The sequence below is a fragment of the Bacteroides sp. AN502(2024) genome (assembly GCF_041227145.1).
Taxonomy (GTDB): Bacteria; Bacteroidota; Bacteroidia; order Bacteroidales; family Bacteroidaceae; genus Bacteroides.
Genome location: NZ_JBGFSP010000003.1, coordinates 2597197 through 2618283, shown reverse-complemented (window position 1 = coordinate 2618283; position 21087 = coordinate 2597197). Strand labels below are relative to the sequence as shown.

At 41.8% G+C, this 21087-nt stretch carries 15 protein-coding genes, 1 tRNA gene and 2 pseudogenes; 7 read left to right on the top strand and 11 right to left on the bottom strand.

What is annotated here, in order from left to right; genetic code table 11:
* The first annotated feature begins 39 nt into the window (after positions 1 to 39).
* The 3 genes and pseudogenes from AB9N12_RS10060 to AB9N12_RS10050 all read left to right on the top strand — a co-directional run bounded on the left by AB9N12_RS10060 (position 40) and on the right by AB9N12_RS10050 (position 4919).
* Positions 40 to 1691, top strand: a pseudogene (locus AB9N12_RS10060) (NAD(P)/FAD-dependent oxidoreductase).
* 16 nt (positions 1692 to 1707) lie between these two features.
* Positions 1708 to 2310 (top strand): response regulator transcription factor, encoded by a 603-nt coding sequence (locus tag AB9N12_RS10055; protein WP_369891811.1) that lies wholly within the window; start codon positions 1708 to 1710, stop codon positions 2308 to 2310.
* 143 nt (positions 2311 to 2453) lie between these two features.
* Entirely contained in the window at positions 2454 to 4919 is a 2466-nt protein-coding gene (locus AB9N12_RS10050; protein WP_369891810.1) for a TonB-dependent receptor, read from the top strand.
* A gap of 305 nt (positions 4920 to 5224) precedes the next feature.
* Here the strand turns inward: AB9N12_RS10050 and AB9N12_RS10045 are convergent, their stop codons facing one another.
* From AB9N12_RS10045 to metA, 3 genes are read right to left on the bottom strand one after another with little or no spacing between them, the layout of a single operon-like run.
* Entirely contained in the window at positions 5225 to 6340 is a 1116-nt protein-coding gene (locus AB9N12_RS10045; protein ID WP_369891808.1) for a zinc ribbon domain-containing protein, read from the bottom strand.
* Positions 6337 to 8166, bottom strand: coding sequence for a U32 family peptidase (locus AB9N12_RS10040; RefSeq protein WP_369891806.1), 1830 nt, complete (start codon positions 8164 to 8166; stop codon positions 6337 to 6339). Before AB9N12_RS10040 ends, AB9N12_RS10045 begins: the two co-directional genes overlap by 4 nt.
* Positions 8163 to 9080, bottom strand: a complete 918-nt coding sequence (metA, locus tag AB9N12_RS10035; RefSeq protein WP_369891804.1) for a homoserine O-succinyltransferase — start codon at positions 9078 to 9080, stop codon at positions 8163 to 8165. Before metA ends, AB9N12_RS10040 begins: the two co-directional genes overlap by 4 nt.
* A 183-nt stretch (positions 9081 to 9263) precedes the next feature.
* Here metA and AB9N12_RS10030 point away from each other — a divergent pair, with 183 nt between their 5' ends.
* Positions 9264 to 9434, top strand: a complete 171-nt coding sequence (locus tag AB9N12_RS10030; protein WP_024987835.1) for a DUF362 domain-containing protein — start codon at positions 9264 to 9266, stop codon at positions 9432 to 9434.
* Between the two features lie 218 nt (positions 9435 to 9652).
* On the opposite strand, the gene AB9N12_RS10025 is transcribed toward AB9N12_RS10030, so the two are convergent.
* The 6 genes from AB9N12_RS10025 to AB9N12_RS10000 all read right to left on the bottom strand — a co-directional run bounded on the left by AB9N12_RS10025 (position 9653) and on the right by AB9N12_RS10000 (position 17245).
* Positions 9653 to 10846, bottom strand: coding sequence for a pyridoxal phosphate-dependent aminotransferase (locus tag AB9N12_RS10025; RefSeq protein WP_369891802.1), 1194 nt, complete (start codon positions 10844 to 10846; stop codon positions 9653 to 9655).
* Between the two features lie 82 nt (positions 10847 to 10928).
* Positions 10929 to 12146: a bifunctional 3,4-dihydroxy-2-butanone-4-phosphate synthase/GTP cyclohydrolase II gene (locus AB9N12_RS10020; protein WP_369891800.1), complete on the bottom strand. Its 1218-nt coding sequence runs from the start codon at positions 12144 to 12146 to the stop codon at positions 10929 to 10931.
* Positions 12147 to 12151: 5 nt separating this feature from the next.
* The gene (locus tag AB9N12_RS10015; RefSeq protein WP_369891799.1) at positions 12152 to 14050 is read right to left on the bottom strand and encodes an LptF/LptG family permease; all 1899 of its coding nucleotides are present in this window, start codon (positions 14048 to 14050) and stop codon (positions 12152 to 12154) included.
* 76 nt (positions 14051 to 14126) lie between these two features.
* Entirely contained in the window at positions 14127 to 14513 is a 387-nt protein-coding gene (locus AB9N12_RS10010; RefSeq protein WP_369891797.1) for an START-like domain-containing protein, read from the bottom strand.
* A gap of 236 nt (positions 14514 to 14749) precedes the next feature.
* Positions 14750 to 15901, bottom strand: a complete 1152-nt coding sequence (locus AB9N12_RS10005; protein ID WP_369888970.1) for an IS4 family transposase — start codon at positions 15899 to 15901, stop codon at positions 14750 to 14752.
* A gap of 192 nt (positions 15902 to 16093) precedes the next feature.
* Complete coding sequence (locus AB9N12_RS10000; RefSeq protein WP_369891795.1) at positions 16094 to 17245, bottom strand: IS4 family transposase; 1152 nt, start codon at positions 17243 to 17245, stop codon at positions 16094 to 16096.
* A 180-nt stretch (positions 17246 to 17425) separates the two neighbouring features.
* Between AB9N12_RS10000 and AB9N12_RS09995 the strand changes: the two genes are divergently transcribed.
* Positions 17426 to 17499, top strand: a tRNA-Met gene (locus AB9N12_RS09995).
* A 140-nt stretch (positions 17500 to 17639) separates the two neighbouring features.
* On the opposite strand, the pseudogene AB9N12_RS09990 reads toward AB9N12_RS09995, so the two are convergent.
* A pseudogene (locus AB9N12_RS09990) lies at positions 17640 to 18623 on the bottom strand (transposase).
* A complete protein-coding gene (locus AB9N12_RS09985; RefSeq protein WP_369891793.1) occupies positions 18589 to 18975 on the bottom strand; it encodes a hypothetical protein in 387 nt (128 codons plus the stop codon). The pseudogene AB9N12_RS09990 and the gene AB9N12_RS09985 overlap by 35 nt, the downstream one beginning before the upstream one ends.
* 247 nt (positions 18976 to 19222) lie before the next feature.
* Between AB9N12_RS09985 and AB9N12_RS09980 the strand changes: the two genes are divergently transcribed.
* Both AB9N12_RS09980 and AB9N12_RS09975 read left to right on the top strand, forming a co-directional pair.
* Positions 19223 to 19804 carry an RNA polymerase sigma-70 factor gene (locus AB9N12_RS09980; RefSeq protein WP_369891791.1) on the top strand — a complete coding sequence of 194 codons (582 nt, stop codon included), beginning with the start codon at positions 19223 to 19225 and terminating at the stop codon, positions 19802 to 19804.
* A gap of 82 nt (positions 19805 to 19886) precedes the next feature.
* Positions 19887 to 21077 (top strand): FecR family protein, encoded by a 1191-nt coding sequence (locus tag AB9N12_RS09975; RefSeq protein ID WP_369891789.1) that lies wholly within the window; start codon positions 19887 to 19889, stop codon positions 21075 to 21077.
* Positions 21078 to 21087: the final 10 nt, after the last annotated feature.

Genomic DNA, 21087 nt, shown 5'->3' with positions numbered 1-21087 from the left:
TTTATCAATTTTATAGTCGAAAATAATATCAACAACTAAATGACACAAGAATACCAACTCCGCATACTTCCCGAAATCGCAGCAAACGAACAGAAATTAAAGGAATATCTGTCTAAAGAAAAAGGTTTGAACCTGCGTGACATCACTGCTACCCGAATCTTAAAACGGAGCATTGACGCACGGCAACGGACTATCTTTGTCAATCTGAAGGTACGGGCATATATCCGGGAGATGCCTAAGGATGACGAATACGAACATACTATATATAATAAGGTAGAGGGAAGGCCGCAAGTGATTGTCGTGGGCGCAGGTCCCGGCGGACTATTTGCAGCCCTGCGTCTCATCGAACTGGGATTACGTCCCGTTGTTATCGAACGCGGAAAAGACGTGCGCGAGCGGAAAAAAGATTTAGCACAAATCAGCAGGGAACACACGGTTGATCCGGAATCGAATTACAGTTTTGGCGAAGGGGGGCAGGAGCTTATTCGGATGGAAAACTCTATACCCGGAGCAAAAAGAGGGGAAATGTAAATAAAATCCTGAATGTATTTTGCCAACATGGAGCCTCGACTTCGATATTGGTGGATGCTCATCCGCATATCGGGACAGACAAGTTGCCACGTGTCATTGAAAATATGCGGAATACCATTATCGAGTGTAGCGGAGAAGTATATTTCCAAACACGAATGGATGCATTGATTATCGAGAATAATGAAGTCAAAGGTATCGAAACAAATACGGGAAAGACTTTGCTCGGACCAGTGATACTGGCAACCGGACATTCGGCAAGAGATGTATATCGTTGGCTGGCAGTCAATAATGTGGCGATTGAAGCGAAAGGAATCGCTGTCGGGGTACGTTTGGAACATCCGGCAATGTTGATTGATCAAATACAATATCATAATAAGAATGGACGGGGCAAATACCTGCCCGCTGCTGAATACAGCTTTGTAACACAGGTAGAAGGCAGAGGAGTATATAGTTTCTGTATGTGCCCCGGAGGTTTCATTGTTCCTGCCGCCAGCGGACCGGAACAAGTGGTAGTGAACGGAATGTCTCCTTCCAACCGCGGGTCACGGTGGAGCAATTCGGGAATGGTAGTGGAAATTCAACCGGAGGATTTGGAAAATGAAGAATTAAAAATGAAGAATAAAGAATGGGCTGCGAAACAAGATGAACAGCTGTTGGCACTGAATCCGAATTTAAAAAGTTCACAACTTGCAGAGATCAATTCACAGTTACTATCTGTTCTTCACTTTCAAGAGGAACTGGAACGTCAATGCTGGTTGCAGGGAGGCAGACGACAAACTGCTCCGGCGCAACGTATGTTAGATTTTACCCGCAAGAAATTGAGTTACGATCTGCCCGATTCATCCTATAGTCCGGGATTGATTTCGTCTCCACTTCATTTCTGGATGCCCGATTTCATCAGCAAAAGACTATCTCTCGGCTTCCAACAATTCGGACGCAGCAGCCACGGGTTTCTCACTAATGAGGCAGTAATGATGGGTGTGGAGACACGAACATCTTCCCCCGTTCGCATCGTGCGCGACAAAGATACTCTTCAACATGTTACCGTTCGTGGATTATTTCCTTGCGGAGAAGGCGCAGGCTATGCCGGAGGAATTGTGTCTGCCGGAGTGGACGGTGAACGGTGCGCGGAAGCCGTAGCCAATTATTTCAATCATTAATTAAAACCAGACTAACATGAATTATCAACCCGAAATAGCAATTGTAGAAGCCAATACATTGACTTGTCTCGGTCTGAAAGGAATCCTGGAGGAAATGATTCCTATGGCGATCATACGGACTTTCCATCATTTCAGCGAACTGATGGACGATACGCCGGATATGTATGCCCACTATTTCATTTCCGCACAGATCTATGTAGAGCACAATGCTTTCTTTCTCCCCCGGAAACGAAAAACGATTGTATTGGCAAGTGACAGTCCACAATTCCAACTATCCGGTGTACCTGTACTCAACATTTATGAATCCGAAGGAGAGCTGGTGAAAAACATATTAAAACTTCACCAACATGCTCACCACGACGGTTATCCGGTGAAAGACATGCCATCCATGCCTCCGATGCAGCCTCATCAGGAGATTCTATCTGCCCGTGAAATAGAAGTACTCGTACTGATAACCAAAGGATTAATCAACAAAGAAATAGCAGATAAACTGAATATCAGTCTGACTACCGTTATCACTCACCGGAAAAATATCACGGAGAAATTAGGCATCAAGTCCGTCTCCGGACTGACTATTTATGCTGTAATGAATGGATATATCGAAGCCGACCGAATCTGATTCACGCAAAGGACACAGAATATTAAGAGTCCTATCATACCTTCGTCTCCTATGCGTCCTCTGTGGTGAAACAAATCCTAATAAATGAGGATTGACTATCGTCTATATTTGCCGTTACTTTGCACCAGATAAATTAACAGCAGATGAAAACAAAAAAGATTATGATTGCCCTCATGCTCCTGACGACAGGGACAGCATGGGCCGAAGATTTCCCCAAAGACTCACTAAAAATAGTAGACATCGAAGAGGTGGTAGTGATTGCTACTCCGAAAGAGAACCGTAAACTGCGTGATCTACCGGTAGCCTCCACCGTCTTATCACAGGAGAATATGCGCGCCAATCAGGTAAATTCCGTGAAGAACCTGACAGGTATTGTTCCCAATCTGTTTATCCCTGACTATGGCTCCAAACTGACTACTTCGATTTATATCCGTGGAATCGGTTCGCGTATCAATACTCCGTCTGTAGGACTTTATGTAGACAACATCCCTTATATCGACAAATCCGCTTTCGACTTCAACTATTGCGATATCGAACGTATCGACGTACTTCGTGGACCACAAGGAACTTTATACGGACGTAATACGATGGGAGGACTTATCAAAGTGCACACAAAATCACCTTTCACTTATCAGGGTACTGATGTCCGCATGGGAGCAGCCACTTATAACAATTATAATGTGTCACTCACCCATTACCACCGTATATCCGACCATTTCGCTTTCTCTACGGGCGGCTTTTATGAGCACACGGGCGGCTTCTTTGAAAATTCTGCACGAAACAATGAAAAGATAGACAAAAGCAATGCCGGTGGCGGACGTTTCCGCGGAATTTACCTGCCGACATCTAATCTGAAAATAGACATGACAGTGAACTATGAATATAGCGACCAAGGTGGATATCCGTATTACTATACCGGAATTACTCAAAATAGTATAGCCAAAGCTAAAGAAAAAGGTAAAGAACTGACAGAAGACCGGGCAGATTATATCGGCAAGATTTCATATAACGACCGCAGTAGTTACCGTCGTGGATTGCTCAATTCAGGTGTTAACATCGAATATCAAGCTAGTAACTTTATACTAAGTGCTGTCACAGGTTATCAGAACCTGAACGACCGTATGTTCCTTGATCAGGATTTCACAGAAAGAGACATCTTTAATCTTGAGCAAAAGCAAAGGACAAATACCATTTCCGAAGAAATTGTCTTGAAAGCCAAACCAGAAAAGAGATGGCAATGGACTACGGGAGCTTTTGGGTTCTACCAATGGCTACATACCACAGGTCCGGTTCTGTTCAAAGAAGAAGGCGTGAAAACGATAATTGAAAACAACGCCAATTCCGCTTTTAAACAGATTGCCTCCAAACCCGGTGCACCTACTATGGGAATGACCATACATAACCCGATGCTAAGTGTAGGAGGGACCTTCGACACACCGACTCTTAGCGGTGCACTTTATCATCAGTCTACTTACAACAACCTGTTCATAGAAGGACTGTCCGTTACAGCCGGACTCCGACTCGATTACGAGAAAATCAGTATGAAGTACAATTCCCTCAGTACTCCTATCGACTTTGGTTTTGATTTTCATTTAGCAATGGGTCCCATGCAAATAAACCTGTCTGATCAGAATATGAAAGCCCCGGCCTCTTTTATAGGCAAGCTCTCGACTGATTATGTACAGCTTCTACCTAAATTTGCTATTCAATATGAATGGAAGAACCAAAATAATGTATATGCCACTGTTACTCGCGGATATCGTTCGGGAGGATATAACATCCAGATGTTCTCTGACTTATCACACAGAGAATTGACCAACTCGATGATGAATGCCATTAAAGAAAGTCCGACAATAGGGCAAGATGCCAGATGGGGAGCAACCATCATAAAAATGATGGACCAAATGGTACCTACCAAAGAGATTGATATAAAAACTTCCACTACCTACAAACCCGAATATTCGTGGAACTATGAAGTGGGTAGCCATCTTACGCTATGGGAAGGTAGAGTTTGGGCTGATCTTGCAGCATTTTATATGGATACCCGCGACCAGCAACTCTCCCAATTTGCTGAAAGTGGTTTGGGACGTATTACCATCAATGCGGGAAAAAGCCGTAGTTATGGTGCAGAAGCATCTCTTCGCGCCAGTCTGACAAAAAAGCTTAGCCTGAATGCAAGTTACGGATATGCGTATGCCACCTTTACCGATTATGTAATTACAGAAGAACAAAAAGATGGCAGTTCCAAAGTAATTGCCGATTATAATGGCAAATATGTTCCCTTCGTCCCCAAACACACCCTAAATATCGGAGGAGAATACGCCATCACCTGTAATCCGCGCTCTATCTTCGACCGGGTTGTATTCCAAGCTAATTATAACGCTGCCGGACGTATCTACTGGACTGAACAAAACGATGTCAGCCAATCTTTCTACGGCACACTCAACTGGAGAACGAATCTGGAAATCGGTGACGCAATGATTAGTTTCTGGGCACGCAACTTCCTGAATAAAGACTATGCCGCCTTCTATTTCGAAACGATGAACAAAGGTTTTATGCAGAAAGGACGCCCAATGCAATTTGGGGTAGATCTCCGCTGCCGATTCTAATCATTTTCACTCATAGAGATATTATTTAGTCATTTTATTGTCAGCTAAAGATTTTATCCATATAGAACAATGATTATCAACTAATTGGCACCTGACAATAAGAACTGACAATAACCCAAAGACAGAGACTGTCTAACAAGTCTCAGAAATTGAAAATCACCCCTGCCAGAATAGCTTTGGCAGGGGTGAAATTGTTAAGATATGGCTGTTAGACAGCCTCTGTCTCTTGATAGATTGACAGCATGAAATAGAGAATAAAAGAACGTCCCTATGAAGTATGTATTATAAAGCCGTTATACTTAATATTACTCATTGATCGCTCCACAATGGGGACATACACCTTTTTGCTTCAATTTTTCCCCGCAATGCCCGCAACAATACTTATACCCAATGTTCCGCCAGACTTTCTTCACAAAAACCAGCATAAAAAAGGCAAGAAACAGATAACCGATATAAATATGCGTCATCAGGATAAAGAAGAAATAGCAGAAAATACAGCAGGACATCAACCCTAACAAATAAAAAATAGCCGCTGCCGGAGTCAACTGCCGAAACAAATCATCCAACACCGCCAAAACGACTATCAAAAACAACCAAATACTCAACAAAAAGACAGAAAGAATAAAAGGAACTCTGAATGGCGACAAAGTAGGATTGAAATAAAAATGTTCCCACGTTTCCGGCACAAACCCCTGGATTGATTCGTAAATCGTTGCACTGAAAGCCATCAATAAACAGAGGAATAATGGATAAACACTATCTATATCATTAAAATAGACCAGCTGCAACTGCTTTCGACGAAAAGCACGAAACAGATATCCCCCCACGAATAAAGCGAAAATAATAACAAAATAAGAAACATGCGTATCACTGAAAAAATAAATGGCCTGCGAAATACTATCAGTCGGCACAAATGATTTTTTGAGTTCTTTTTCACGTATCCAGCCCTGTTTATCCTGTGTATGTGCCAGCTTCACCCAAATACTGTCTACACTATCGGCAGGGTGAACCGCAAACTCTGCCACCACTACCCTATCTCCTTTATTCAACTGAATAAAAGTATCTTTTATCGGGAGACATTCCAAAGAGATGGAATCATCGACTACTTCCAGGTTTGTATTCCATGTATAATGCCGTTCGTACAAGTAGGTCAACGAGTCTTTCGTCTTCTTCGACAATTCTTCCGAATCCAGAGCCGGGGCTTTATAATAACAGGATGAAAGCAAAAATAAACATAGTAGTAGGTTCATCACTGTTTTCATCACAGAGGACACAGAGAATAAAAAGGGGAAAGAGAAAAACGTTCTACACTTTTTTCCAAAAACACTCAAACAGTCTGTTTCAGAAGAATGAGTGAAGATGTTACCTTCACTATATCCTCTGTGTCTTCTGCGTCCTCTGTGGTGAAGAATGATTCTCATTGCGCCGCCTTTACTTTCATTTGACAATTCTTACAATCAAATTCCAGACGAAAGAGCTTGCCATCATTCGATACCAGATAGTAGGGCTCTTTATAAGATGAACGCACCCGCTGATGGATAGGACACCATCCCATACTATAGCGCAAACAATGCTTGCAGAACATCAGTACCGCATCTTCCACCGTTTCTTTCTCGTACGCTGCCGCTACTTGTTGTACCCCATGCTCCTGATAGAAAGAAGCTGCACGGGTGTTCATTACATTCCCCAGATACGTTAATGCCGTTTGCGGAAAAGCATGATTCGTCGGCTTCCATACTGCCAGTTCCTGACGATAATTGATTCGACGGGCAGTTATTAACCGGTCGACTGCCTGTCTACGGAAATCAGCTAGTACTGAAGCCGGCAAAAACCAGTTCCCGGTAAAGGATATTTCTATTTCTTTTGCTTCAAAAGGGGTATTCCCCAGTTTGGAAAGTTGTGTTTTCAGGTTATCCGTCTGTGGAGTCCGGGCAAGTTCTTTCACACGAGAGAGAGTGGCTGTAACGCTATTATCATCTTCGTCAGTCAATGTCAGAGAGAAACCGAAATTGTTGTCAGCAAGCAAGATTTTCACTGCGATTTTCCTTTCGGCAGATTTGTGGGAAAGGATTCGTTCAAACTCCTGGTCGAAATTACGATACAATGTAGTGCGGGGCTTGATACGGGGCATTTCCTGTGGATAGAGTTTGTTGCCGTCCACCCGATTGATGCGGAACCCCTGCAAACGTCCCTGTTCATCGATATAGCAAACACCGTCTCCATTGTTAAAAGATTTAAGTCCGGCAACTGTCAGATAGTTACCCCGGGTCTCCTTCACGGTTCCCATCTCTTCGCCTAGCGACTTAGGAGTGTCGAAAGAGAAAATCTCTTTATCACGTCCGTGTAAGAAATAATGCGTAAATCCACGACTGAAGCTCTTATCCAGTTGTGGTTTAAAATTGAAACGACACGTAGCCGAAGAAGCCCGCACATATTCCGGACGACGGGCAAGAATCGCATCCAGTTTCTGACGATAAGCAGCCGTCACATTCTTCACATAAGATACGTCTTTCAGGCGTCCCTCTATTTTAAATGAAGAAGCCCCGGCATCCAGCAGTCGCTCCAGTTCGTCACTTTGATTCATATCTTTCAGGGAAAGCAGATGTTTGTCTTTCACAATCACTTTCCCGTCCGCATCTACCATACTAAAAGGTAAACGACAGAATTGTGCACACTCTCCGCGATTGGCACTACGACCGAAACAAGCTTGACTGACATAGCATTGCCCACTATAGCTAACACAAAGCGCTCCATGTACAAATACCTCCAAAGGCACTTCCGGACAGCTTTCATGTATATTCTTTATCTCACGCAGCGATAACTCCCTCGCCAACACCACTTGCCGAAAACCTGCTTCCTGCAAAAACTTCACCTTCTCCGGCGTGCGATTATCCATCTGCGTACTGGCATGAAGCGGTATCGGAGGAAGGTTCAACTTCGTGATCCCCATATCCTGTACAATCAGTGCATCCACACCCATCCGAAAAAGTGCATGAATCATCTCCTCCGTCTCTTTCAACTCTTCTTCTTTCAGAATCGTGTTGACCGTGACATAAATACGCGCATTATACAAATGAGCATGCTGCACCAATGCCTCAATATCTTCCAATGAATTCACGGCCGCCGCACGGGCACCGAACTTCGGGGCACCGATATATACAGCATCTGCACCATGGTTGATAGCTTCAATGCCACACTCCAAGTTTTTCGCCGGAGCGAGAAGTTCTATTTTACGCTGCTTTATCATTTAATATCATTGATGTTGTAAGGTGTTTCCTGATAGACAAAATAATTTAGCCAGTTGGAGAACAGCAAATTAGCATGAGCGCGCCAACGTACCAACGGGCCTTTTTCAGGATCATCGTCTATATAATAATTGTGAGGGATTTCTATCGGCAGACCTTTATCCAAATCACGGCGGTATTCCGTATCCAGCGTCAGCGGAGAATATTCAGAGTGTCCCGTGACAAAGAACTCACGTCCCCCCCGTGCCATTACCATATAAACACCGGCTTCTTTCGATTCGGAAAGCAATGTCAGTTCCGGAACTTTCAGAATATCTTCCCTACGCACTTCCGTATGACGGCTATGCGGCACATAGAAACAATCGTCAAAACCACGGAAGATGGAATGGAAAGGTTCCTGTACGCGATGTTCAAAGATACCGAACATCTTCTTTTCCAACGGATATTTAGGAACTCCATAATGATGATACAATCCGGCTTGTGCAGCCCAACATATATATAAAGTAGAAGTGACATGCGTACGTGCCCAATCAAAGATTTCCGTAATTTCATCCCAATAGTTCACCTCCTCGAAGTCCATCTGTTCCACAGGGGCTCCAGTAATAATCATACCATCATACTTCCCATGACGCATCTGATCGAAATCCGTATAGAACGTTTTCATGTGTTCTATCGGCGTATTCTTCGATGTGTGACTCTTGATCTTCATAAACGAAATCTCCACCTGAAGAGGAGTATTCGAAAGTAAGCGTACCAAGTCTGTTTCCGTTGTAATCTTCAATGGCATCAGGTTCAGAATCACGATTCGTAGCGGACGAATATCCTGCTGCGTAGCGCGGGAAGTGTCGATCACAAAAATATTTTCTTCCTTCAAAAGCTCTATTGCAGGTAGTTTATCGGGTAAATTTAAAGGCATAATCGCTAATGTATTAGTAATTTGAATGCAAAAATATAAAAAATATAGCAGATTATAGAGAGGTAACTTATTTAGAAGACGTACAAATTAAGTCAATTTAATCATAGAAACATAACAACTAATCAATAAAAGCCTTATTTTTGCCAAGAAAATTAGTACTAATAATTAAAATTTTTAGAAAAAATGGCTTACGTAATTAGTGACGATTGTATTGCTTGCGGTACTTGTATTGACGAGTGTCCGGTAGAAGCTATCTCTGAAGGTGATATCTACTCTATCAATCCAGATGTATGTACTGAGTGTGGTACTTGCGCAGACGTTTGTCCGTCTGAAGCAATTCACCCTGCTGAATAATACAATCTACAAGAATGTACAGGCTGCTTTCCACGGAAGGCGGCCTTTTTTTTCATCACAGAGGACACAGAGAAGAAAAAATGAAAAGATGTGTCGCCACCCTTATAAATTAGGAATCCCCCTTGCCACAAATGGTTTGTAGCAAGGGGGATTCCACTGAAAGGAGAGTTTGACACATCTCCCAAACTATTTTACTCTGCCTCCTCTGTGGTGAACTCTTATTTCAGTTTGGCTAATGCTTCCTTGATACGACGGATAGCCTCTACAATATTTTCATCACTTGTAGCATAACTCATACGAATACATTCGGGAGCGCCAAAAGAAGCACCACCTACACAAGCCACGTGAGCCTCTTCCAGCAAATACATTGCCAAATCATCCGAATTTGTAATCTTACGTTCACCGTTGCTCTTTCCAAAGAAAGCATCACATTTCGGGAACAGGTAGAAAGCTCCCTGCGGAACGTTTACTTCAAATCCCGGAACATCTTTAGCCAACTTCACAATCAGGTCACGACGACGTTCGAATGCTCTCTGCATCTCTTTTACCGGTTCTTGTGTTCCTGTATATGCGGCTTCAGCAGCTTTTTGAGAAACGGAACAAGGCCCTGAAGTGTACTGACCTTGCAACTTGTTGCAAGCTTTTACAATCCATTCCGGACCGGCAATGAAACCGATTCTCCATCCTGTCATAGCGTAAGCCTTGGATACACCGTTTACAATCACTGTACGTTCCTTCATTTCCGGAAATTGAGCGATACTCTGATGTGCACCGATGTAATTGATATGTTCGTAAATCTCGTCAGCGATTACGATCACCTGCGGATGTTTAGCCAATACAGCAGATAATCCTGCCAATTCTTCTTTCGTATATACCGAGCCTGTCGGGTTGGACGGAGAACAAAGAATCAAAACTTTCGTTTTCGGAGTAATGGCAGCTTCCAACTGTTCCGGAGTAATCTTGAAATCTTGTTCGATACCTGCCGAAACAATTACGGGAGTACCTTCAGCCATTTTCACCATTTCCGGATAGCTTACCCAGTAAGGAGCCGGAACGATTACTTCGTCACCCGGATTTACCAATACAAGAATTGTATTACAAACGGATTGTTTTGCACCATTTGCACACGAAATCTGGGCGGCTGTATATTCAAGACCGTTTTCTTTTTTCAGTTTCTCAACAATAGCATTACGCAAAGCCGGATAACCCGGTACCGGAGAGTAACGGGAAAAGTTATCATCTATGGCTCTTTTCGCAGCTTCTTTGATGTGGTCAGGAGTATTAAAATCAGGTTCTCCTACACTTAAGTTAATAACATCAACACCCTGTGCCTTGAGTTCGTTACTCTTTTGAGACATGGCAAGCGTTGCCGATGGCGACAAGCTGTTCAAACGATCTGACAATTGATTCATTTTGTTTCTATTTTATTGTTGTTGAGTGAAAATCATTGCAAAATAAACGATAATACTTGATATAAGAAAACAAATCGGGCATTTACTTATTAAAATGCAAAATATGTCCCATTCTTTCTTTCTTCGTTCTCAAGTATCGCTCATTATACGGATTAGGAACTGTTTCAACAGGTACATTTTCTACAATCTCCAATCCATAGGCTTCCAACCCAACACGTTTTACCGGATTGTTTGTCAAAAGCCTCATTTTGTGTACTCCCAGTTCACGAAGAATCTGTGCGCCTACTCCATAATCACGTTCGTCGGCAAGGTGTCCCAGGCAGATATTTGCGTCAACAGTGTCCATACCGTCTTCCTGAAGTTTATATGCTTTCATCTTTTCCATCAAACCGATGCCGCGTCCTTCCTGATTGAGGTAAACGACTACCCCTTTCCCTTCTTTTTCGATCATCTCCATCGCTTTATGCAATTGTTCGCCACAATCACAACGCTGCGAACCAAGGATATCTCCAGTAGCACAAGAGGAATGAACACGTACCAAGATAGGTTCATCTTCGCTCCATGTACCTTTAAATATAGCCATATGCTCCAGTCCGTTTGATTTTTGGCGGAAAGGAATCAGACGGAACTTTCCGTATTCGGTAGGCATATTTACCTCGACCCCTTTTTCTACAATTGATTCCTGTTTCAAACGATAAACAATCAGATCATGGATAGAAATCAATTTCAGTCCGTACTCATCTGCCATCTGACGGAGTTCGGGCAAACGTGCCATTGTTCCATCTTCGCTCATGATTTCCATTAAAGCACCTGCCGGGTAAAGTCCTGCCAGACGAGCCATGTCAATCGCAGCTTCCGTATGTCCGGCACGGCGAAGCACTCCTTTTTCTTGTGCATATAACGGATTGATGTGTCCGGGACGACCGAAAGTTGCCGGAGTAGAAGCAGGATCAGCCAACGCCTGAATAGTAGCAGCACGGTCAGAAGCAGAAACACCTGTTGTACAGCCCTCCAGTTTGTCAATAGTAACCGTAAAAGGAGTTCCCAACACGGAAGTATTGTCACTTACCTGATGCGGTAAATCCAACTCCTTGCAACGAGACAATGTGACAGGTGCACAAAGCACCCCACGTGCATGTTTCAACATGAAATTCACTTTCTCGGGAGTTATCTTTTCAGCGGCAATAATCAAGTCGCCCTCATTTTCGCGGTCTTCATCATCTACTACTATGACAAACTTGCCCTCTTTGAAGTCGGCAATCGCATCCTCTATTCTATCCATTTTAATTGTCTCTTTCATAACACTTATTTATTGATTTTTTGTATGATGAATTGAATTTGTTCATTGTTCTTTATAATCCGTTCCATATCCTTAGCCAGACGAACACGGAACGCCCAGATGCGGAAATAGAAAAATAAACCGACAGGGAAAATAACTCCGGCTACCAAATTCAACCCATATATATGGAACGGGCGCACATGAGCAGAAACGGAAATAACCGGATAATTGTTTAATGCGCCGATCAAAGTGGCAGATTTCGTATTGGACATTTCTTCAATCAATGCTTCCAGCTTTTCATTGATAGCTATTACCCCATTATCCTCTTCGCCTGACATCCATAACCTGAAGTAGTTGGGCGCTTTTTCCAATCGTTTCTTAGCAGCATACGCCCTACACTCTGCAGTGAGTTGTTCCAAATCACCGGCTAGACGGGTATAATCAGGATCGTGGATAATCACCTCTTTCTTAAAGACATGACGTACATTACGAATCCCCGCAATCTTTTTGAACCAGTTAATATAGGCATCTGCATTAAGTACCACAGAGTCCTTATTCGATTTATAGGTAAGGAAAGCTCCTAATGGGGCAAGAACCACACTACTTGTCCACATTCCCATCCATACTATCCACTTACCGTCACGGGCCATTTTATATCCTGTATTATCAATGATATAGTAAATGATAAATACCAACACCGATACGATTACTGGCATTCCCAAACCTCCTTTGCGAATAATCCCCCCCAATGGAGCTCCGATAAAGAAAAACAGCAAACAAGAGAGTGAAATCGTTATCTTCTTATGCCATTCCGTCTTATGCTTCCGAATTTTATAATCATTATCTTCCATCGTGAATTTCTTGAATCCAAGGTCGTTAGCCACATTCTCCGCTCGACTGACAGCAGAAGAAAGTACCTTCTGTTTCTGCGTTAAAGAGGCTACCTCATAAAGACTGTCCACGTTATATTCACGAATATCCGCCTTTTCTATCTTGACCGTATCTTCCTTTGTCAATCCATAGGAAGCACGGAAATTTCCTTCTGCCACTTCCCTGTAATATTGTCGTCCGATACTATCTCCCACTACCACCATAGAATCAATAGAGCTTTGCAACTGCGCCATATCCTTAGCATTGGACTGCTTACCCATAATTTCACCGTCAACCATATTGAAATCAGAATTAAATTCAATAATGGTATGCTTCTCCCGGAATTGCTCCCGGCGATAAGGCACATTTTCCGATTTCATACTTTGCGCCCTCAGATTCTCAAATAAGTCTCCACTATACAAATGTAGCCAAAGATGCTGTTTATCTGCCGTCATCTCCAAGCGCCCGGAATCAGCATAGATAATACGTGCTTTCTCAAACCCATCTTTCATACTATAAATCAGTACATCATATAGCATACCGGTCTTCCGGTTTTTCTTGGCTACCTTTAAATTGTAATCCTCTATTTCAGAATAGAAAACTCCTTCCGGGATATCCAACTCGGGAGATTTCTGTTTCATCGAAAGAATCAAGGTTCCCAGCTTAGCCTGGGCGATAGGACCTACAACATTTTGGAAATAGAATGAAACACCGACAAGTCCGCAAACAAAGAGCACGAGCGGACGCATGATTTTAAGTAGAGAAATACCCGCGGCTTTCATTGCGAGTAATTCGTAACGCTCGCCAAAGTTACCGAAAGTAATCAAAGAGGCTAGCAACACTGCCAATGGCAACGATAATGGCACTAAGGTTAATGCGGAATAAAAGAAGAATTGAGCCATGACGCTCATCTCCAATCCCTTTCCGACCAATTCGTCTACATATCTCCACAGGAACTGCATCATAAATATGAACAGACAGATGAAGAATGTACCAATAAAGAGCATCAAAAAACTCTTTACGATAAATATATCTAATTTCTTTATGCGTAGCATCTTAATAGGTTCGTGCAATTAGGATGCAAAATTAGTACAAAAAAAGGAGCATCGAAAATTTTTAGTTGAAAGTTAACTAAAAACCACAAGTTCTTCTTAATTTAGCGACTTGCGACTCCCACAATTCTTTCATATCGTCTACTTCATCCGGTTCTGCGAAATCGGTAATTTCCAACACATAATCACTAGTCAGCTCATTATAAGCCATTTTGATTTCAAAATAATCGCGTTCGTTTTCATCATCCAACCAACGGAAGCGGATAAAAGAGAAAGAGCGAATGGCAATAATCTCAGCTTTCCTCTGTTCTGTCTTTCCCCAATGAAACTCTACTATTTTATCGTCAGAAATAACTTTGTCTGCAAACCAGTCCTCCAACCCGATCGGTGTACTTATAGCTGCCCAAAGAATATTTTTAGATGTTGCATTCAACAAATACTCCAAATAAATCTTTTCCTTTTTCATAGCAATTTCGAATTGTTTTTATCGTGTGCCAAGATAAATACTTTTTTCTAAATACGCTGCATAAATCAGACACTTTATTAATTATTCTTTCATTATTAAGCCTCAAGCTCTCTATTTATAGGGAAAATCAGGAACTTTCTCAAAGAAAAAACCAATATTGTCCTAAATAAATTTTGAGCATGAGCTAACTGACTATACTGTTAAGTATAGCCTCGAGAGTTCAAAATCAATCCCCCCTAATCGTTTTCGATGGTTTCGGGAGGTGGTGTAAATGGTTGATCAAGCCATTTTTGGAGGTCGATTTTGGTAAATGTGTTCAGCCGGAGCGTGACCACAAGGTTAGCCAATGCCCATTTGTATCTTGCGATGTGCTTTAGCCATGTCAGAATCAGCATTGTAGTCATAGCAGTCCATATTTGGGTCTCTACGGCATTGCGGGATGTGCCGATAAAGCTCTTGATGCGTAGCAGTTGCTTGAGGTTGCGAAAGAAGATTTCTATATTCCACCGAGCCTTGTACAGAGCCGCTATGCTTGATGCTGCCAATGTGAAGTTGTTTGTGAGTAACTCAATCTCAAAACCGTGTTCATCGTTCCATACTGCGATGCGACGTAAACGTTTGGGATATTTGGATTTGGCCGCCGAGAGTTCGAACTCGATTATTTCGTCAATAAGTACATTCTGAGCGTGTTTTTCAGGCAAAGGCAACTCCTCTATGGCTTTGTACCGGATATTGTCTTTATGACGCACTACAAAGAACACGTTGCTGCTGTCCCAATTATTCAACAATGAGTAGTCACAGTAGCCTCGGTCGGCTACTACAATACTATACGGATGTAACTCAATATCAAAAGCAGCTTTGTTGTCGGTGGTTTTGCCATCGGTGATATTCACGAACTCCGGCAAAAGACTGTCATAGTCCAATAGCGTGTGCATCTTGACCGCCCCCTTGGTGGTAGTGTAATGTGCCCAGTCATATATTGACAGAGTCAATGACACCAATGTGGAGTCGAGCAGTTTTATCGGCATCTTGAAACGGAACTTTCTTCGTTGCCATAGGGCTTGCTGTCCGAAATACTGAAACAACGAGTAGAATATGCCGCGAAAAACCGAACTGTCTCGGTTGGCGTTCTGATATGCTACCGTTGACTTGGATGGTGCACGGTTGATTCCCAAATGATTGAGGTTGCCGGTGGCTGATTTCAGCCCGTTTGAGATATCTCTGACTGAATCACATCCTGAGAATTGGCTGAAAATCATGCTAACAAACTGACTCCATGTATTGTAGCCCTTACAATGCTTGTCTGACCCCGAAGATTTTATGATTTTCCTGATATTTTCTTTCGGGAGATGTGATATTACCTGTGCGAAAAGTGTTATATTTGCCATAGGAAGTAGATGAGTTGGTAGCTCGCTACTAAGGTAGTCATTTTACCTTAGTTCTACTTCCTTTTTATTTGTTCCCCCAATTTATTTAGGACAATATTGAGAAAAAACCAATATTGTCCTAAATAAATTTTGAGCATGAGCTAACTGACTATACTGTTAAGTATAGCCTCGAGAGTTCAAAATCAATCCCCCCTAATCGTTTTCGATGGTTTCGGGAGGTGGTGTAAATGGTTGATCAAGCCATTTTTGGAGGTCGATTTTGGTAAATGTGTTCAGCCGGAGCGTGACCACAAGGTTAGCCAATGCCCATTTGTATCTTGCGATGTGCTTTAGCCATGTCAGAATCAGCATTGTAGTCATAGCAGTCCATATTTGGGTCTCTACGGCATTGCGGGATGTGCCGATAAAGCTCTTGATGCGTAGCAGTTGCTTGAGGTTGCGAAAGAAGATTTCTATGTTCCACCGAGCCTTGTACAGAGCCGCTATGCTTGATGCTGCCAATGTGAAGTTGTTTGTGAGTAACTCAATTTCAAAACCGTGTTCATCGTTCCATACTGCGATGCGACGTAAACGTTTGGGATATTTGGATTTGGCCGCCGAGAGTTCGAACTCGATTATTTCGTCAATAAGTACATTCTGAGCGTGTTTTTCAGGCAAAGGCAACTCCTCTATGGATTTGTACCGGATATTGTCTTTATGACGCACTACAAAGAACACGTTGCTGCTGTCCCAATTATTCAGCAATGAGTAGTCACAGTAGCCTCGGTCGGCTACTACAATACTATACGGATGTAACTCAATATCAAAAGCAGCTTTGTTGTCGGTGGTTTTGCCATCGGTGATATTCACGAACTCCGGCAAAAGACTGTCATAGTCCAATAGCGTGTGCATCTTGACCGCCCCCTTGGTGGTAGTGTAATGTGCCCAGTCATATATTGACAGAGTCAATGACACCAATGTGGAGTCGAGCAGTTTTATCGGCATCTTGAAACGGAACTTTCTTCGTTGCCATAGGGCTTGCTGTCCGAAATACTGAAACAACGAGTAGAATATGCCGCGAAAAACCGAACTGTCTCGGTTGGCGTTCTGATATGCTACCGTTGACTTGGATGGTGCACGGTTGATTCCCAAATGATTGAGGTTGCCGGTGGCTGATTTCAGCCCGTTTGAGATATCTCTGACTGAATCACATCCTGAGAATTGGCTGAAAATCATGCTAACAAACTGACTCCATGTATTGTAGCCCTTACAATGCTTGTCTGACCCCGAAGATTTTATGATTTTCCTGATATTTTCTTTCGGGAGATGTGATATTACCTGTGCGAAAAGTGTTATATTTGCCATAGGAAGTAGATGAGTTGGTGGCTCGCTACTAAGGTAGTCATTTTACCTTAGTTCTACTTCCTTTTTATTTGTTCCCCCAATTTATTTAGGACAATATTGAGAAAAAACACAAAAAAGTCATGAATTGTTTTGGAGATTATAGAAAATCATCTATCTTTGCACCCGCAATCGAGAAATGATGGCGGGATAGCTCAGCTGGTTAGAGCGCATGATTCATAATCATGAGGTCCCCGGTTCAATCCCGGGTCCCGCTACTTGATAAAGGAATAAGGCATTTGAGAGGCTTCCACTCTTGGGTGTCTTTTTCTTTTTATCTGATTTTCACTGATATAGGTAGGTACATTACCGGGTCACCCGTAAAGTCTTGTGGGGTCATCGATAAAATCCTGTGGTTTTATGCATAAATTTTAGTTAGTCTATACAAGAAAAAGGGTATATCTATAACCCCTCTAAGTTGTTCTCTGAACTATTTAACTTTCGCATTAAATGATTCTGCAGCAGCATTTGATGCCCTATTAATATAGAAGTTTAGTATCTCCTCACTTCTGTCATATAATGTAGCAGCTATAGTGTTAAACGATTCAAATCCAGATTGTTCTACTTCTTGATACCACTTCGCTAAATTGGTTCTTACTCCTGCCTTTATCGATCGTTTATTAAAAATCATTCTTAAAGAATGACTAAGTGAATATGCCCGTTTAATATCCGGATATTCTCTGAATAAGACTGTAGCTCTGAGCTTCTGTGCTTCAGTCCATTTTTCAGCAGATTTGAAAAGCAGATACCGGCTCCTTGCCAATAATTCCTTGCGTGTATCACCATTCTCAAAGGTAAAAGGGGTATATTTCTTTTTCAGACCTTTAGCTTCCTGCCTGACATCAGTCTCTTCTTGTATAGCTTCCCAACGGTGTCCGATTCTAATTTCCTGTACAGCATCACACGCCAGCTTTTGAATATGGAAGCGATCTATCACACGGATAGCCGAGGTGAAACATCTGCGAACGATCTTGCGCATACTTTCTGACAAATCAAGAGTGACCTCCCGCACCATCCGAAGTGCTTCTTCAGGGATTTGTTCTAGCACAGCTATGACATCGTCAGCCTTGGTACCCTTGACAATAGCCACGATAGCACCTTTACCACCGTGTGCCTCTCTGTTGATGATTATAGTATATAACTCACCATTAGAAAGGGAAGTTTCATCAATACTCAAGTACGGTCCCAGGTTCTCGGAAAACAGCAGCCAGTTTGCGGCATGGGACAGTTGATCCCACATGCGGTAGTCACTTAGATACTCTTTATATTGCCGCTCAAACTGATCACCGTCAATATGATAATAACGTTCAAGAGAGCGGGCCGTAATCGGGTATTTCTCCAAGCAATCCTTTTAAAAAAGACGCGAATGCTTTTGAATGTCGCGTTCCCTGAGCAGTAAGCTCAAAAGTGTTACAGATGATAGAACCGGTTTCCTTGTCGAGCCATTTACGACGCCGTACACATAAGCTTACCTTACGGTCACGGATAGGAAAATCACGAATATAAACCGGAGGAAGAAAACCTTTGGACTCTAAAGAGTGAACCCTAGAGGACAAAGGAGGAAGATTTTGCTCATCTAAATGAATGGTTAACATTTCAGCGGTGTTCTCTATTTTAACAATATCAAAACACTCCAACAGGTCAGCTGGGAGTATGAAGCGAGCAAGAACTAAAAGAGTATCGTAACTAGTCATAAGAGTTTTTTGAAGGCAAAGATAAGAATTGGAGAGAAGAAGACCACATGATTTTACCGGTGAGCCACATTACCTCTCCGAAAGAGAGGCAACCATGTGAAAGAATATGACTACTTGCGAAATTTAAATATTATTATTGGGGGACGAGCTAAGAAAAAAATACGTCTACAGACAGTATAAGAGTCTAAAAAACTTCTTTTATCCTAGATATTTTATACATTTGCTGCATAAAACATTATATTTCACTATGGACGAAGAGAAAAGTTCCTTTATAAAAGGTATAAATGAGCAACGCCCCACTGCCTATCATCAACTTTATAATGAATATTATAAGGCATTGGTATTGTATGCCATTAATTTTCTCTCTTCCCAACAAGCAGCAGAAGATATTGTACAGGATCTTTTTGCAACTATGTGGGAAAAGAAAATGAGATTTTTATCATTACCTTCTTTCCGAACTTATCTTTATAATTCTATACGGAATGCTTCTCTCAATTATTTAAAACACCAAAATGTAGAGTCTCTTTATCTTGAACGCCTGGCAAGTGCTTATCGAGAAATTACAGAAGAAGAAGATACCAATAAAGAAGAAATATACCGGTTACTATTTCGTGCTATCGATAAATTGCCAACACGCTGTCGGGAAATATTCCTGTTACATATGGATGGAAAAAAGAATGAAGAAATAGCTACCGCACTGGGAATTTCAATCGAAACAGTAAAGACACAAAAGAAAAGGGCTATACAATCTATCAAAGAACAGATGGGCACATGCTACTTTTTACTTCCCTTATGTGACATTTTGTATAGTTCCAAGTTTTTTTCATAACCAAAATAATCTTTTTTAGAAAGTTTGTACCTCCTTTTAATCTTCAGATTGTCTTATTAACAAATGATAAGACAATAAATATATGGAGAAAAAAGTAAATACAGAAAGATTAATAGCCCAATATCTACTCGGAGATCTTACAAGTCCCGAAAAAGAACAGCTTGAGAATTGGATCAAAAGCTCCCCACAACACGAAGAGTTTTTCAACCATTTACGCACAAACACATCATTTCGTAAACGATATGAGACATATACACAGATCAACTCACATCAAGCTTGGCAATATTTCAAAAAGAGATATTGCCAAGTATCAGCCACATCAATTCTCCTGAAATATGCAGCTATTTTAATATTACCTATCATAATAACAGCAGGAGGATGGTACTTTTATACTGCTTCAGAAAAACAAACATCTGACTATCTAGCCTTAGGAGATGCCATACAACCGGGAATTCCTAAAGCTACTTTGATTTTAGCTGGAAACTACAAGCAATCGCTTACTCCAACATATCCAACACCAGTTAAAGTTAATCATTCCACAACTGCCATAGCCCAGAATGGGGCACTCATCTATCCGACTACACCTAATACGGCTATAGATACTATTCTGAAACGACAGAATGACGCTGTAGAAAATAATACGTTAACCACAGAACAAGGTAATGAATTCAGGGTAACCTTTGAAGATGGAACGACCGTACACCTTAACTATAACACAGAATTACGATACCCGGTAAAGTTCAGCCAAACGAAACGTATAGTTTATTTAAAAGGGGAAGCCTACTTTAAAATAGCAAAAGATCATCGTCCTTTCTACGTTATCACCGACCAAGGCGCAATTAAACAGTATGGTACAGAATTTAATGTTAACACATTCACCCCTGAATGCACAGAAGTTGCATTAGTGAAAGGAAGTATCAGTATTATACCCAAAGAAAGTAATCAAGAGCAATTTATCAAACCCGGACAATTAGCTCATATTGAACAAAAGAACAACAATATATCTGTACACAATGTGGACCTGACTCCTTATATAGCGTGGAATGAAGGGCGACTCATCTTTGAGAATCGCACTTTGGAGAATATTGTTGAAATTTTAGAGCATTGGTATAATGTAGACATTTCCTTTGGCACGCCCGAACTTAAACAACTTCGATTTACGGGAAACATGGACCGTTATGCCACAATCAGCCCGATATTAAAAGCAATAGCACGTACTACGAATTTACGAATAAAAATAGAAGGAAGAGAGATTTTAATCACAGACAATTAATTACTAATTA